The following is a 14,194-nucleotide window of genomic DNA, read 5'->3' as shown; positions in this document are numbered from 1 at the left end:
CCGCCCCGGCCCGCCCGAGGCCCGGCGTACGGGCACCAGCCCGTGCCGCCGCCGGGGCCGTCCCGCCGAGGGGCCCTCTCCTGGCCGCGGCACCGCGACTTCGCCCGCCGGGAGGGCTCGGCTGCCGAGCACGCCCGCCGGACCCACCCGAAGCCCAGGCCTTCAGAGCCCCCGGCCCGCACGCACCGCCGCCGAGGGTTGCCCCACCGGCGCGGCGCGGCCGCCATCCCGCCCGCCTGGCGGGCCGGAGCCCGGTTACCGGACCCCCGTCTCAGTCCCTGGCCAGACCCAGCCGTGCCCGCAGGCCGATCCGTTCGTCCGCCGCCACCGACGCCGCGCCCTCGGTGACCGTCTCGTAGACGCCGAGGATGTCCGCGCCGACCGTCGACCAGTCGAAGCGGCGTACATGGGCGCTGCCGCGTTCGCGGAGCTCGGCGCGGCGGGCGGGGTCGGCGAGGAGGCGTACGGCGGCGGTGGCGAGCGCGTCGGCGTCCTCGTTGGCGAACAGCTCGCCCGCGGCGCCCTGGTCGAGGACCTGGGCGAACGCGTCGAGGTCGGAGGCGAGCACCGGGGCTCCCGCCGACATGGCCTCGACGAGAATGATGCCGAAGCTCTCGCCGCCGGTGTTGGGGGCGACGTACACGTCGACGCTGCGCAGGAAGCGCGCCTTGTCCTCGTCGCTGACCATGCCGAGGAACTCCACGCGCGAACGCAGTTCCTCGGGCAGCGAGGCCACGGCCTCCTCCTCGTCCCCGCGCCCGGCGACCAGCAGCCGGGTCTGCGGACGCTCGGCGAGGATCTTCGGCAGCGCCTTCATCAGAACGGGCAGGCCCTTGCGGGGCTCGTCGATACGGCCGACGAAGCCGAGCGTGTCGCCCTGCCAGTCGGGCTTGGGCTTGGCACGGGCGAAGAAGTCGACGTCGACGCCGTTCGGGATGACGACCGCGTCGCCGCCGAGGTGCTCGACGAGGGTACGGCGGGCGTACTCGCTCACCGCGATGCGCGCGCTGATCTTCTCCAGCGCGGGCTGGAGGATCGGGTACGCGGCGATCATCGCCCGCGACCGCGGGTTGGAGGTGTGGAACGTGGCGACGATCGGCCCCTGGGCCGCCCAGCAGGCGAGCAGGCCGAGCGAGGGCGAGGCCGGCTCGTGGATGTGGATCACGTCGAACGTGCCCTCGTGCAGCCAGCGCCGCACCCGGGCCGCCGACAGGAACCCGAAGTTCAGGCGGGCCACCGAGCCGTTGTAGGGCACCGGGACCGCGCGGCCCGCGGAGACCACGTACGGCGGCAGGGGCGTGTCGTCGTCGGCGGGGGCCAGGACGGACACCTCGTGGCCGAGGCGGATGAGATGGTCGGCCAGGTCACGGATGTGGAACTGGACTCCCCCGGGTACGTCCCAGGAGTAGGGACAGACGATGCCGATCCTCACGGGCGTCCCTTCTCGGGGTCCTCGGAGGATTCCTTGGAGGTCCTCTCAGGATCCTTCGTGGGATCGAGGTCCGCGAGCCACAAGCGCTGGAGCATGTGCCAGTCCTCCGGATGGTCGGCGATGCCGGTGGCGAAGGCATCCGCCAGCGCCTGTGTCATGACAGACGTCTTCTCGGCGCGGGTACCTGACTGGGGTACCTCGACCGGGGAATGGACCCGCCCCCGCATGACGGGAGAGTCGTCGTACCAGAGCGTGACCGGCAGGAGCAGGGCTCCGGTCTGCTGGGCGAGGAGGGCCGGTCCGGCGGGCATCCGGGTCGGCTCGCCGAAGAAGTCGACCTCGACGCCGGAGGCGGACAGGTCCCGGTCGGCGACCAGGCAGACCAGGCCGCCGTCGCGCAGCCGCCGGGCCAGCGTGCCGAAGGCGGTGCCGCCGTTGTGCGGCAGGACCTCCATGCCCAGCCCCTCGCGGTAGGCGACGAAGCGGTCGTACAGGGATTCGGGCTTGAGGCGCTCGGCGACCGTCGTGAACGGGGTCTTCAGCTCGGTGGTGACCCAGGCGCCGGCGAGGTCCCAGTTGGCGAGGTGGGGCAGGGCGAGGATGACGCCCCGACCGGCGGCGAGGCCGTCGGTGAGGTGGTGGAGGTCCTCGGCGGCGAAGCCGGTCCTTATCCGCTGCTCGCTCCAGGCGGGGAGCCGGAAGGACTCCATCCAGTAGCGCAGGTACGACCGCATGCCCGCGCGGGACAGCTCCGCGAGCCGCTCGGGGCTCGCGTCCGGCACCACGCGCGCGTAGTTGGACTCCAGGCGGCGGACGAGCGGGCCGCGCCGCTTCCAGGTGGCGTCGGCGATCGTGGTGCCGAGGCGGACGGCGACGGGTTCCGGCAGCTTCTTCACGGTGCCCCAGCCGAGGCCGTACAGCCCGTCGGTGAGGCGCTCCTGCAGACCGCTCACGAGGTCGCCTCGCTGTTGCGCGGGGAGTCCTCCGGAGCCGTGTCCGCCGCGGCGGCGGCCTGCGCCTCCGCCTCGGCGGACTCGCGACGCACGGTGACCACGCGCTGGATCAGCGTGACGAGGCTGCCGACGGCGACGATCCACAGGGCGATCGGCAGCAGGACCTCGATGCCGGGCACGCCGAACTTGTGCAGCCCCGAGAGACCGGCGGCGACCAGCGAGATCACCAGGCGCTCGGCGCGCTCCACTAGGCCGTTGACCGCCACCGGCAGCCCGATCGACTCGCCGCGCGCCTTGGTGTACGACACCACCTGGCCGCTGGCCAGGCAGAAGATCGACACCGCGCACAGGACGTTGTCGTTGCCGCCGCCCGCGTACCACAGGGCGAAGCCGCCGAAGATCGCTCCGTCGGCGACGCGGTCGAGCGTGGAGTCGAGGAAGGCGCCCCAGCGGCTGGAACGGCCCATCTGGCGGGCCATGTTGCCGTCGACGAGGTCCGAGAACACGAACAGCGTGATGACGACGGTGCCCCAGAAGAACTCGCCCCGGGGGTAGAAGACCAGCGCGCCCGCGATCACTCCGGCGGTGCCGAGGAGCGTGACCGTGTCGGGGCTGACGCCCCTGCGGATCAGAAACGCGGCGAACGGTGTGAGGACACGCGTGAAGAATGCACGCGCGTACTTGTTCAGCATGGCCTTCCCGAGGGTCGGTGTCGCCGGGCGGCCCCTGCTGACCGTCGGCTGGCCCATCGTAGCCACGGGTGTGCGCGGGCGGCCGTCGGGCATCGGCCTGCCGTGTCCTGTCCTGAACGCACCGGTGGCGCGGCGGGGGCGCGGCCGACCACCACCGCGCCCCACCTGCGCGGGAGGAGGGATCACGTCCGTCGTATGGACGCACCGTGACGGGAGTGGAAAGCTCGAAGGACCGCGGGCGTCGCCGGAGCCGCCACCGCACGCGGCCCTCGCGTGTCCGCGCCCACAGTGACCTCACCGTGCACGGGAGGCAGGACCATGGGCGACAAGGCAAACACACACCCCGGGGCCGCCGGCAGGGCTACGGCGGCCGACCACCCCGCGTCCGTACGGAATGTGGTGCTGGTCGGCCACTCCGGATCGGGCAAGACGACTCTGGTGGAGGCTCTCGCGCTGACCGCGGGAGCCGTGAACCGGGCGGGCCGTGTGGAGGACGGCGGCACCGTCTCCGACTACGACGAGATCGAGCACCGGCAGCAGCGCTCGGTGCAGCTCTCCCTGGTACCCGTGGAATGGGGCGGGTACAAGATCAATCTTTTGGACACCCCCGGATACGCCGACTTCGTCGGGGAACTCAGGGCCGGTCTGCGAGCGGCGGACGCGGCCCTTTTCGTCGTCTCGGCCTCCGACGGCGTCGACGGCTCGACCCGCATGGTGTGGGAGGAGTGCGCGGCGGTCGGCATGCCGCGAGCGATCGTGATCACGCATCTGGAGGCCGCGCGGGCGGACTTCGAGGAGATGACGCGGATCTGCGCGGAGGCGTTCGGCGGGGACGACCCCGACGCCGTACTGCCGCTCTACCTGCCTCTGCACGGCCCGCAGGGCCCGGACGGGCACGCGCCCGTGACCGGGCTGATCGGCCTGCTGTCGCAGAAGCTGTTCGACTACGCGTCCGGGGAGCGCAAGGAGTCCGAGCCGGGCCCCGAGCAGCTGCCGGACATCGCGGAGGCGCGCAACCGGCTGATCGAGGGGATCATCGCGGAGAGCGAGGACGAGACCCTCATGGACCGCTACCTCGGCGGCGAGGAGATCGACGTCAAGACGCTCATCGACGACCTGGAGCGGGCCGTCGCCCGCGGTGTCTTCCACCCCGTGCTGGCCGCGGCGCCCGCCGCCGAGGGCGCACGGCAGGGCATCGGCACCGTCGAGCTGCTGGAGCTGATCACCGGCGGTTTCCCCACGCCTCTGGAGCGCGAGGCCCCGTCGGTCACGACGCCGGACGGCGCGCCGCGGGAGATCGGGGCGGCCTGCGATCCGGACGGCCCCCTCGTGGCCGAGGTCGTGAAGACGGCCAGCGACCCCTATGTCGGCCGTATCTCGCTGGTGCGGGTCTTCTCCGGGACGCTGCACCCCGACGAGACGGTGCACGTCTCGGGGCACGGGCTCGCCGACCGGGGACACGAGGACCACGACGTCGACGAGCGGATCGGCGCCCTGTCGGCGCCCTTCGGCAAACAGCAGCGGACCCTCACGCACTGCATCGCGGGTGACCTGGCGTGTGTGGCGAAGCTGAACCGCGCGGAGACCGGCGACACCCTGTCGTCGAAGGACGACCCGCTGCTCATGGAGCCGTGGGAGATGCCGGACCCGCTGCTGCCGCTCGCGATCCAGGCACACAGCAAGGCCGACGAGGACAAGCTCTCCCAGGGCCTTTCCCGACTGGTCGCCGAGGACCCGACGATGCGGCTCGAACAGAACCCGGACACCCATCAGGTGGTGCTCTGGTGCCTGGGCGAGGCGCACGCCGACGTGGCGCTGGAGCGGCTGCGCAGCCGGTACGGCGTCCAGGTCGACGTCGTCCCGCACAAGGTCTCCCTGCGGGAGACGTTCGCGGGCAAGTCGGCCGGGCGGGGCCGCCATGTGAAGCAGTCCGGCGGGCACGGGCAGTACGCGATCTGCGAGATCGACGTGGAGCCGCTGCCCGGCGGTTCGGGCATCGAGTTCGTGGACAAGGTCGTCGGCGGGGCGGTGCCCCGGCAGTTCATCCCGTCCGTCGAGAAGGGTGTGCGGGCGCAGGCCGCCAAGGGAGTCGCGGCCGGCTATCCGCTCATCGACGTGCGGATCACGCTGCGGGACGGCAAGGCGCACTCGGTGGACTCCTCCGACGCCGCGTTCCAGACGGCGGGCGCGCTGGCGCTGCGCGAGGCGGCCTCCGACGCGAAGATCCATCTGCTGGAGCCGGTGGCCGAGGTGTCGGTGCTGGTCGGCGACGAGTACGTGGGCCCGGTCATGAGCGACCTGTCGGGACGGCGCGGACGGGTCGTGGGCACGGAGCAGGCGGGCGGCGGGCGCACCCTGGTGCGCGCCGAGGTCCCCGAGATCGAGATCGACCGCTACGCCGTCGATCTGCGTTCGCTCTCCCACGGCACCGCGCGTTTCGGCCGCCGCTACACCCGGCACGAGCCGATGCCGCCCCAGGTGGCCGAGCGGCTTCGGGAACGGGCGAAGGAGAACTGAGGGAGCGCTGAGGGAGCACTGACGGTTCGGGTTCGGCGGAAGGGACTGCCGGCATGTCGGCGGGCGGCTGCGGCCGCCCGCCGACGGGTGCCGGGGGCCCCGTCCGCCCGCGCGGGAGGGCAGGGCCGGTGGGTTCCGTGAATGTCCGTTCTTCGCGCCGCGCGATGTCCGTCGCTGCGGATACGCTGATCACCTGATCGACAAGTGGGGCTTGATCAGCTCCGGATCGGGTGATGACCTGATCAACAGGTGTGCGGAGCACGGAAGTCGGGAAGAGCCGCAGGAGCGAGTGTGCGGCGATGGGGGCGGCGGTGGCGGACGAATTCGATTTCACTCCCGGGGCACAGGTCCCGCTGACGGGCACCGCGGGACAGACGGCGGCGACGTACGCCCTGGCGTCCGCGGCCTACCGGGACAACGAGGTCGACGAGATCCTCAAGGCCAACAACGAGTGGCACAAGTCCTCGGTGAAACCCGGCCGCAAGTGGGCGACGATCTTCCGGCCGAACCTCGGGGAGGCGTTCTCCCTCGCGGTGCGGGACCGCATGGTCGGCGCGGGCCGCAATCCGCTCATCCAGTCCTTCGGCATGGAGCCGCAGGTCGTCGTCGAGCACTGCCTGGCGGCGACCAACATCCGCCGGGAGCGCGACAACTGGCTGTCGGCGGTGATGGTCCTGTGCGGCCTGCTCTTCCTGCCCGGCCTGCTGCTGTGGCTGCTGGTCTTCCAGATCCGCACGACGATCGCCAAGCGTGAGGACAAGCGGGCCGGTGCGCTCGGCACCACCCTGCTCGTCGCCGTGGGCGCGCTCGCGGTGATCTTCCTGCTCAGGATGCCGTTCGACGGCTTCTGGGCCTGGTACGCGCGTGCGTGCGTGGTGTTGCCGGTGGTCGGCTGGTTCTGGGCCAAGCAGATCTGCGAGCGCACCGCCCAGGACCTGCGGGACCGCTGGTCCGGTCTGCTGTCCGGCGGCGGCATCGGCGCGAAGGTCCCCGAGGCCGTGCCCGGCAGCCCCGGCGAGACCAAGGCAGAGCAGCTGCGCAAGGAGCTCGCCCGGCTCAGCGCCGAGCAGCGCTCCAACCTCGTCTTCTACGCCGGCCCCAAGGGCATCCTCGGCATGGGCACCCGGTGGGGCAGCTGGCAGCTCGCCGAGGACCTGGTGCCCGCCGAGTCCGGCAAGGAGATCCACCCGTTCCGCAGCTGGGACGTCATACGGGCCATCCACGACCAGCTGCGGATGCTGGAGCGCACCCCACTCAACACGGGTGGTTTCACGGCCCCTTCCATCAAGCACTGGATCGTCAGCCCCATCGGTGAGGGCGCCGGCGCCGTGGCCCGGCCGGACGGCACCGACGTCGAGGCGTACCAGTACAAGACGCACGCCATACAGGAGATCTGCAACAAGCAGCACTTCGGCAGCGGCAACCGGCACTACCTGGGTGTCCAGTGGACGCTCTGGGACGGACAGTTGATCATCACCATGCTGGTGACGGTCACCGTCCTGCACCAGACGCTCCGCATCGAGGTGACCGGGCACGCCCTGGGTCCGGTGCACGGTCTGTTCACGACCGGGCCGGCGGCCAAGGAGAAGGAAGTCCAGAAGTCGGTCAGGTTCTGGGAGACCCGCAAGGTCAAGCTCCCCCTCGTCGACGCCGACGAGGTCGTACGGCTCGCCGCGCGTGCCCCGCTGACCTGGTACCCGCCGCTGCTCAACTGGCTCGGCGGCTCCATCGGCCTGCCGGAGCCGTTCGGTCTGCGGCACGCCTGGGCGGATCAGCCGTGGCGGCACCGGTTCATGGCCGACGACGCGCTGCGCGCCGCGACGCCGGTGCTGCGGGTCGTCCACAACGCCGCGATCAAGGTGCTGGCGGAGAACGGCGTGGACACGGAGAAGTTCGGCTCCCGCTCGGCGTTCCTCAGCGGGGCGGTGCAGGATCCTACGCCGCGTAAGGCGGACGTCTACGACGCGTGAGCGCTGCGCTCGCTTGGGCGGGCGCCTGGTGGGTCGGGGGTGCGGATTCGCCGGCGGGTGCGGGTGCGTCGTGGTTTCTCGCGCAGTTCCCCGCGCCCCTGAGAAGCGGCCGGGGCTGCGCCCCGTGCTTCTCATGAAGGGCGGGCCGCAGGCCCGTTCCCTTCAGGCGCGCGGGGAACTGCGCGAACAAGCCCCACGCACCCGCAGACGCGCACGCGCCCTCACCTGGCAGACGAACAGGCGCCCCCGGCTCACACGCTGGGCCATGCCTCCGCAAGCATCTTCCTCGTGTCGGCCAACAGCTGCGGCAGCACCTTCGTGTGGCCCACCACCGGCATGAAGTTCGTGTCGCCGCCCCAGCGGGGCACGATGTGCTGGTGGAGGTGGGCCGCGATGCCCGCGCCGGCGACCGTGCCCTGGTTCATGCCGATGTTGAAGCCGTGCGCGCCGGAGGCGGTGCGCAGGGCGGTCATGGACTGCTTGGTGAGTTCGGCCAGCTCGGCGGTCTCCGGGACGGTCAGGTCCGTGTAGTCGGCGACGTGCCGGTACGGCACGACCATGAGGTGGCCGCCGTTGTACGGGTAGAGGTTGAGCACCGCGTACACATGCTCACCGCGTCGGATGATCAGGCCGTCCTCGTCCGACTTGGCCGGGATGGAGCAGAACGGACAGCCGTCGTCGGCCCCCGGACCGGTCGGCTTGTTCTCGCCCTGGATGTAGGCCATCCGGTGGGGCGTCCACAGGCGCTGGAACGCGTCCTGCGTTCCCACTCCGATCTGCTGTTCCGGCTCACTCGTCATGCAGTGCAGCATATGGCTTCGTCCGTTCTCGGCGTGTCGCCGGGTGCCGGGGCGGGGCAGACGAGCGGAGGCCCCCGGGGATCCGAACCCCCGGGGGCCTCCTTCTCACTCGCTCATCCGCGAGGGCGGCTCACACCTGGACGCGGCGCTCCACCACGTCGGCGAGCTTCGCCAGCGCCTCGTCACGCGGGATGCCGTTCTCCTGCGAGCCGTCCCGGTAGCGGAACGACACCGTGCCCGCGTTCATGTCCTCGTCGCCCACGATGACCATGAACGGCACCTTCTGCTTCTGCGCGTTCCTGATCTTCTTCTGCATGCGGTCGGAGGACGCGTCGACCTCGACGCGCAGCCCCTTCTTCTTCGCCTCCGCGGCGAAGCTCTGCAGGTACTCGACGTGCGCGTCGCCGATCGGGATCCCGACGGCCTGGACGGGCGCCAGCCACGCCGGGAACGCGCCCGCGTAGTGCTCCAGGAGCACCGCGAAGAAGCGCTCGATGGAACCGAACAGCGCGCGGTGGATCATGACGGGGCGCTGCTTGGAGCCGTCCGGGCCGGTGTACTCCAGGTCGAAGCGCTCGGGCAGGTTGAAGTCGAGCTGGACCGTCGACATCTGCCAGGTACGGCCGATGGCGTCACGAGCCTGCACGGAGATCTTCGGACCGTAGAAGGCGGCGCCGCCCGGGTCCGGCACCAGCGGCAGGCCCTGCTTCTCGGCCACCTGGCGCAGGGTCTCGGTGGCCTCCTCCCACGCCTCGTCGGAGCCGACGAACTTCTCCGGGTCCTTGGTGGACAGCTCCAGGTAGAAGTCGGTGAGGCCGTAGTCCCGCAGGAGGTTCAGGACGAAGGTGAGCGTCTTGTCGAGCTCCTCCGCCATCTGCTCGCGGGTGCAGTAGATGTGCGCGTCGTCCTGGGTGAAGCCGCGGGCCCGGGTCAGCCCGTGCACGACACCGGACTTCTCGTACCGGTACACGGTCCCGAACTCGAAGAGGCGCAGCGGCAGTTCACGGTAGGAGCGGCCGCGCGCGTCGAAGATCAGGTTGTGCATCGGGCAGTTCATGGGCTTGAGGTAGTAGTCCACGCCCTCGTCGAGCTGCATGGGCGGGTACATGCCGTCGGCGTACCAGTCCAGGTGGCCCGAGACCTCGAAGAGCTTCCCCTTCGTGGCGTGCGGGGTGTAGACGAACTCGTAGCCCTCCTCCTCGTGGCGGCGCCGCGAGTAGTCCTCCATGACCCGGCGGATGATGCCGCCCTTGGGGTGGAAGACGGCGAGACCGGAGCCGATCTCGTCCGGGATGGAGAACAGGTCGAGTTCGTTGCCCAGCTTGCGGTGGTCGCGCTTCTCGGCCTCGGCGAGGAAGTCGAGGTGCGCCTTCAGCTCCTCCTTCGAGGGCCAGGCGGTGCCATAGATGCGCTGGAGCATGGGGTTCTTCTCGCTGCCGCGCCAGTACGCGGCGGCGTTGCGCATCAGCTTGAACGCCGGGATGTTCCGGGTGGTGGGCAGGTGCGGACCGCGGCAGAGGTCCTTCCAGCACAGGTCACCGGTCTTGGCGTCGAGGTTGTCGTAGATCGTCAGCTCGCCGGAGCCGACCTCGACGTCCGCGCCGTCGTCGGAGGACGCCGAGCCCTTGAGGCCGATCAGCTCCAGCTTGTACGGCTCGGCCGCGAGCTCCTCGCGGGCGGCCTCGTCGGTGACGACGCGGCGGGAGAAGCGCTGGCCGCGCTTCTGGATCTCCTGCATCTTCTTCTCGATGGCCTTGAGATCCTCGGGCGTGAACGGCTTCTCGACGTCGAAGTCGTAGTAGAAGCCGTCCCGGACCGGCGGTCCGATGCCCAGCTTGGCCTCCGGGAACAGCTCCTGGACGGCCTGGGCCATGACGTGCGCGGTGGAGTGGCGCAGGATGTTCAGGCCGTCCTCGGAGGAGATGTCGACGCCCTCGACGGTCTCGCCGTCCATCACCTCGTACGCGAGGTCCTTCAGTTCACCGGCCACGCGGGCCGCGACGATGGAGCGCTCGCCGGCGAAGAGGTCGGCGGCCGTAGTGCCCGTCGTCACCACGCGCTCTTCCCGCTCGGAATCGCGTTGGATGATCACACGGACGTCTGACACCGGTCTCTCCTGCCTGATGGTGGTCGCGCACGCGTCCGCGTACGCAGACAGGAATCGTACCGAGCCGGGGGTGCCCTCTGCGAAACGGTTACGCCCTCGCCGGTCCCCGTCGCCCGACGAGGGACGCCGAAGGCTCGGACGCGGCCGCCGCTCGCTCCCCCGCGGGGGTCTGCGCCGCGACCCGCCCGTGGGGGCTCTCACTCGTCTCCGCCCCGCGCGGGCTCTCGCTCGTCTGCGCCCCGCAGGGGCCTCTCACTCTCCTCCGCACGCCTCCTCGAAGAAGGCCGTGATCTCCGCTGTCTCCTGGAGGGACTTCATCAGGCGGTCCCGCTCCGCCTCGTCGACCTCCACGGGGGCGACGCCGCCCGCGTCGGTGAGCCGCCGGAAGCCGCCCCGGCTCTCCAGCCGTCCGTGGACCCGTACGGGCAGCCCCACGAGATGAGCGTGCCCCGCGATCCGGTACGCCTCCTCGTCGAGGGTCATCCGGACGTGCGGGACCTCGGCCCCGGCGAGGACGCGCAGCCGTACGGTTCCCTCGCCGCGCGCGGCGGACCGGCGCATCCGGACCACTGCCCCGGTGAGGCAGACCGGCACGGAGGGTTCCTCGCGAAGGTAGCGGGCGCCGGCCTCGCGCAGCACGGGCAGGTCGCCGGGTGAGAACTCGACGGGTTCGGGCGGGGTCGTGCCGCCTTCGGGGACCCCGGCGGCGGGCGCCCACTCGACGGCGACGCGGGCGCCCTCGGTGCCGCGGACGAGGGCGACGAGGGCCTCGGTCAACTCGTGGCTCACCCCGGCCTCCACGGCGCCGTCGAAGGCGTCCATGCCGCCGGTGGCGCGCTGGTAGTCGATGGCCTCGCGGGTGGCGTACAGGGCCTGTTGGAGGCGTACGGCGAGGGGGCGCCCGCCGGCGACGGGCACGAAGGCGGTGAGGCTGCGGCCGCCGGGTGCGGCGCCGACGAGGACGCCGTCGAGGAGTGCGGCGGCGGACAGGCGGTGGCGTGCGCCGTAGTAGCCGGCTCGCGCGCGGGTGGCCAGGGCCGCCGCGAGGAGCATCTGGCGCGCGGCGGAGCGGAGTTGGTCCTCGACGGCCCAGGATGCGGTGCCCACGGGTCCGGTCGGTACATCCCGCCACCAGCGGATCTCGTCGCTGGGGACGGCGAGGCCGACCAGGACGTCGCGTGCGGCCGGCGATCCGCTGCGGAAGAGGGCCGTCAGCGCCTCGCCGAGCAGGTCGTCGCTGTCGGGGAAGGCCCGGTTCTCGGGGACGAGCAGGCTCATGCCCCTTCCGCCGGGCCCCGGTGGGGTCCAGCGGCCGTAGCGTCCGGCGGCGCCGCCGCGCCGCTGCCAGCCGTGCCGGAGCAGCAGGGCGCCGAGCACGGCGGGGTCGACGCGGGTGGGGTCGGGCGGCTGGGTCCAGACGGGTTCGACGGGGTGGGGCCGTACCGGGCGTAGGGGCTGGTCGATGGGCCCGTGGGTCACGGTCTGCCTCCCGTTCCGACCCGCGTCATGATCTCGCAGAGCGCTCGGTCGTCGAAGATGCGCGAGGTCGGTATGCGCACGGTCGTGCGGTGCCGGCCGGTGATCGGGTGTCCGGCGAGGTTGATCCAGTAGCAGCAGTGCCGCAGGTCGAGGCGGTCGTGGCCGGCCCGCAGCCACTGCTCCCGCGATCTCGGGACGATCATCACGACGAGGATCTTGTGCACTGTGACGGGTGTGCGGGCGAGCTTCGCCAGGTGGTCGTTGTCGAGCGTGAAGGAGAAGGTGCGTCCGGAGGGGTTGGGGGCGACCTGGTAGGTGGCCTTGAGCTGCACCTTGATGGTGACCTCGTCGTCGACCGTGTGCCCGGGTGAGCCGTGGCTGACGTGCCAGTCGATGCCGTTGTCCGGAAAGGGCTGGGACAGCGAGCAGCCGGCCGCGGCGGCCACCGCGTGCAGATATCCCACCTGCAGTGTCTCCATGCAGGCGGTGGTGGCGAGGGAGCCGCGGTGTGACTCCGCGTGCTCGGGCAGCAGCCCGCCCCGCTCGGGCTGCGCTATGGCCATGACCAACAGCCTTCCCCTACAGGTCCTTCCTTCGTGCGAGCCCCTGAACTGCGCAGACCCGTACTTCTGTTGTCTCCTTCCGGCGTACGGCGCAAACAGCCCGGGTATCACCAAACGGGCAGAAGACGGGACGTCAGCTGCTGTGGGTGAACGAGGAGTTGAGGACGCATGACGTGTTGGTACGAGGGGCCCTTGGCGGCGTTCGACACGGAGACCACGGGTGTGGACGTCGAGACCGACCGGATCGTGTCGGCCGCCGTCGTCGTCCAGGACGCGCCCGGCACCCGCCCCCGGGTGACCCGGTGGCTGGTGAATCCGGGGGTGCCGGTGCCGGCCGGGGCGACGGCGGTGCACGGGCTGACGGACGAGCGGTTGCAGCGCGAGGGCCGCTGGCCGTCGCCGGTGATGGAGGAGATAGCCAGGCTGCTGGCCGAGCAGGCGTCGCGCGGCCGCCCGCTGGTGGTGATGAACGCGCCGTTCGATCTGACGCTGCTGGACCGGGAGTTGAGGCGTCACCGCGCCTCGTCGCTCGACCAGTGGTTCGAGACGACGCCGCTGCGGGTGCTCGATCCCCGGGTCCTGGACAAGCACCTGGACCGGTACCGCAAGGGCCGCCGCACGCTGACCGATCTGTGCGCGCACTACGAGGTCGTGCTGGACGGCGCGCACGACGCGGCGGCCGACGCGCAGGCGGCGATGGACGTCGTACGGGCCGTGGGGCGTCGTTTCGCCACGAGGCTGGCCCGCCTCTCCCCCGCCGAGCTGCACACCCTCCAGGCCGTGTGGCACGCGGCGCAGGCCCGCGGTCTGCAGGCGTGGTTCGCGCGCAGCGGCTCGGAGGAGTCGGTGGATCCGGCGTGGCCCCTGCGCCCGGGGCTGGCCGCGGCGGCGTGAGCGGCAGAACCACCGGCCGAGGGCGCGCCGGTGGCGGCGGCACAGCGGAGAGGCAGCGGCACAACAAAGAACCGGCCCGACTGTGTCGGACCGGTTCTCTTCCGGGTGGGCGATACTGGGTTCGAACCAGTGACCTCTTCGGTGTGAACGAAGCGCTCTCCCACTGAGCTAATCGCCCGGGAACGGACTGAACAATACAGGTCCCGACGGCTCTGGTTCAAACCGCTTGTCCGTCGGCCGCGAGGTACCCGACGAGCCCTCGGTGTCCCGCCCGCATCATCAACGCGTGGTTGGCGCGGAACAGGGGCCGGCCGGGCACGGCGAGCCGTCGCATCAGGGGCTTGGTGACGTCGACCTCCTGGTCGTAGCGGGCGAGGGTGCCGGTCCCGTGGGCGGTGAGCGTCCAGCGGGCCCAGCCGTCGAGGTCCCCGCTCATCTCGATCTCCAGGATCCCGGTGGCCGGATCGCGCCGTACCTCGCGCGCGGTGATGACGAGGTCGTACGGCAGGACCGAGCGGATGCGGAGGGTGCCGCTGGTGTCGTCGGCCGGGGTCACCTCGCGCACCTGGGGCCACCAGCGCGGATAGTCCTCGGCCCGCTGGAGCGCGTCGTACACGGTGGAGGGCGGCGCGGGCAGGGCCCAGAGGCTGCGGAAGCGGTAGTGGCACCAGTCCATGCTCGGATTGTGCCCGCCGACGGGCCTCGTACTGGGCTCGTGGTGGCTGGATCTGAGTACTGCCCTGAGTATGTGTGCTCATGCCGTCGCGGCGTGACCCGGACCACACTG

At 71.4% G+C, this 14,194-nt stretch carries 11 protein-coding genes and 1 tRNA gene; 3 read left to right on the top strand and 9 right to left on the bottom strand.

From position 1 onward, the window contains the following. Positions 1-271: 271 nt before the first annotated feature. From M8J73_RS15980 to pgsA, 3 genes are read right to left on the bottom strand one after another with little or no spacing between them, the layout of a single operon-like run. Positions 272-1,432 carry a glycosyltransferase family 4 protein gene (locus M8J73_RS15980; RefSeq protein ID WP_055538353.1) on the bottom strand — a complete coding sequence of 387 codons (1,161 nt, stop codon included), beginning with the start codon at positions 1,430-1,432 and terminating at the stop codon, positions 272-274. Further along, the gene (locus tag M8J73_RS15975; RefSeq protein ID WP_055538354.1) at positions 1,429-2,385 is read right to left on the bottom strand and encodes a phosphatidylinositol mannoside acyltransferase; all 957 of its coding nucleotides are present in this window, start codon (positions 2,383-2,385) and stop codon (positions 1,429-1,431) included. The genes M8J73_RS15980 and M8J73_RS15975 overlap by 4 nt, the downstream gene beginning before the upstream one ends. Continuing rightward, on the bottom strand, positions 2,382-3,134 hold the full coding sequence (gene pgsA, locus M8J73_RS15970) for a phosphatidylinositol phosphate synthase (RefSeq protein ID WP_079054784.1): 753 nt from the start codon (positions 3,132-3,134) through the stop codon (positions 2,382-2,384). The genes M8J73_RS15975 and pgsA overlap by 4 nt, the downstream gene beginning before the upstream one ends. A 261-nt stretch (positions 3,135-3,395) precedes the next feature. On the opposite strand from pgsA, the gene M8J73_RS15965 reads away from it, so the two are divergent. Both M8J73_RS15965 and M8J73_RS15960 read left to right on the top strand, forming a co-directional pair. Beyond that, positions 3,396-5,594: an elongation factor G-like protein EF-G2 gene (locus tag M8J73_RS15965; RefSeq protein ID WP_055538356.1), complete on the top strand. Its 2,199-nt coding sequence runs from the start codon at positions 3,396-3,398 to the stop codon at positions 5,592-5,594. Between the two features lie 299 nt (positions 5,595-5,893). After that, positions 5,894-7,564 (top strand): AbeC-like domain-containing protein, encoded by a 1,671-nt coding sequence (locus M8J73_RS15960; RefSeq protein ID WP_055538357.1) that lies wholly within the window; start codon positions 5,894-5,896, stop codon positions 7,562-7,564. A 251-nt stretch (positions 7,565-7,815) separates the two neighbouring features. On the opposite strand, the gene M8J73_RS15955 is transcribed toward M8J73_RS15960, so the two are convergent. The 4 genes from M8J73_RS15955 to M8J73_RS15940 form a co-directional block, all read right to left on the bottom strand. Continuing rightward, positions 7,816-8,376 (bottom strand): HIT family protein, encoded by a 561-nt coding sequence (locus M8J73_RS15955; RefSeq protein ID WP_055538358.1) that lies wholly within the window; start codon positions 8,374-8,376, stop codon positions 7,816-7,818. A 118-nt stretch (positions 8,377-8,494) separates the two neighbouring features. Continuing rightward, positions 8,495-10,471 carry a threonine--tRNA ligase gene (thrS, locus tag M8J73_RS15950; RefSeq protein WP_055538359.1) on the bottom strand — a complete coding sequence of 659 codons (1,977 nt, stop codon included), beginning with the start codon at positions 10,469-10,471 and terminating at the stop codon, positions 8,495-8,497. A gap of 252 nt (positions 10,472-10,723) precedes the next feature. Next, entirely contained in the window at positions 10,724-11,950 is a 1,227-nt protein-coding gene (locus M8J73_RS15945; RefSeq protein ID WP_249828741.1) for a hypothetical protein, read from the bottom strand. Then, on the bottom strand, positions 11,947-12,513 hold the full coding sequence (locus M8J73_RS15940; RefSeq protein ID WP_055541061.1) for a DUF4365 domain-containing protein: 567 nt from the start codon (positions 12,511-12,513) through the stop codon (positions 11,947-11,949). Before M8J73_RS15940 ends, M8J73_RS15945 begins: the two co-directional genes overlap by 4 nt. A 168-nt stretch (positions 12,514-12,681) precedes the next feature. Between M8J73_RS15940 and M8J73_RS15935 the strand changes: the two genes are divergently transcribed. Beyond that, on the top strand, positions 12,682-13,407 hold the full coding sequence (locus M8J73_RS15935) for a 3'-5' exonuclease (protein WP_055541062.1): 726 nt from the start codon (positions 12,682-12,684) through the stop codon (positions 13,405-13,407). A 106-nt stretch (positions 13,408-13,513) separates the two neighbouring features. On the opposite strand, the gene M8J73_RS15930 is transcribed toward M8J73_RS15935, so the two are convergent. Together M8J73_RS15930 and M8J73_RS15925 are read right to left on the bottom strand one after the other, a co-directional pair. Beyond that, positions 13,514-13,585, bottom strand: a tRNA-Val gene (locus tag M8J73_RS15930). Between the two features lie 39 nt (positions 13,586-13,624). Then, entirely contained in the window at positions 13,625-14,083 is a 459-nt protein-coding gene (locus tag M8J73_RS15925; RefSeq protein WP_055541063.1) for an SRPBCC family protein, read from the bottom strand. Between the last annotated feature and the right edge of the window lie 111 nt (positions 14,084-14,194).

Source organism: Streptomyces neyagawaensis (genome assembly GCF_023516595.1).
GTDB classification, from domain to species: domain Bacteria; phylum Actinomycetota; class Actinomycetes; order Streptomycetales; family Streptomycetaceae; genus Streptomyces; species Streptomyces neyagawaensis.
This window is presented reverse-complemented; position numbering and strand designations above follow the sequence as displayed.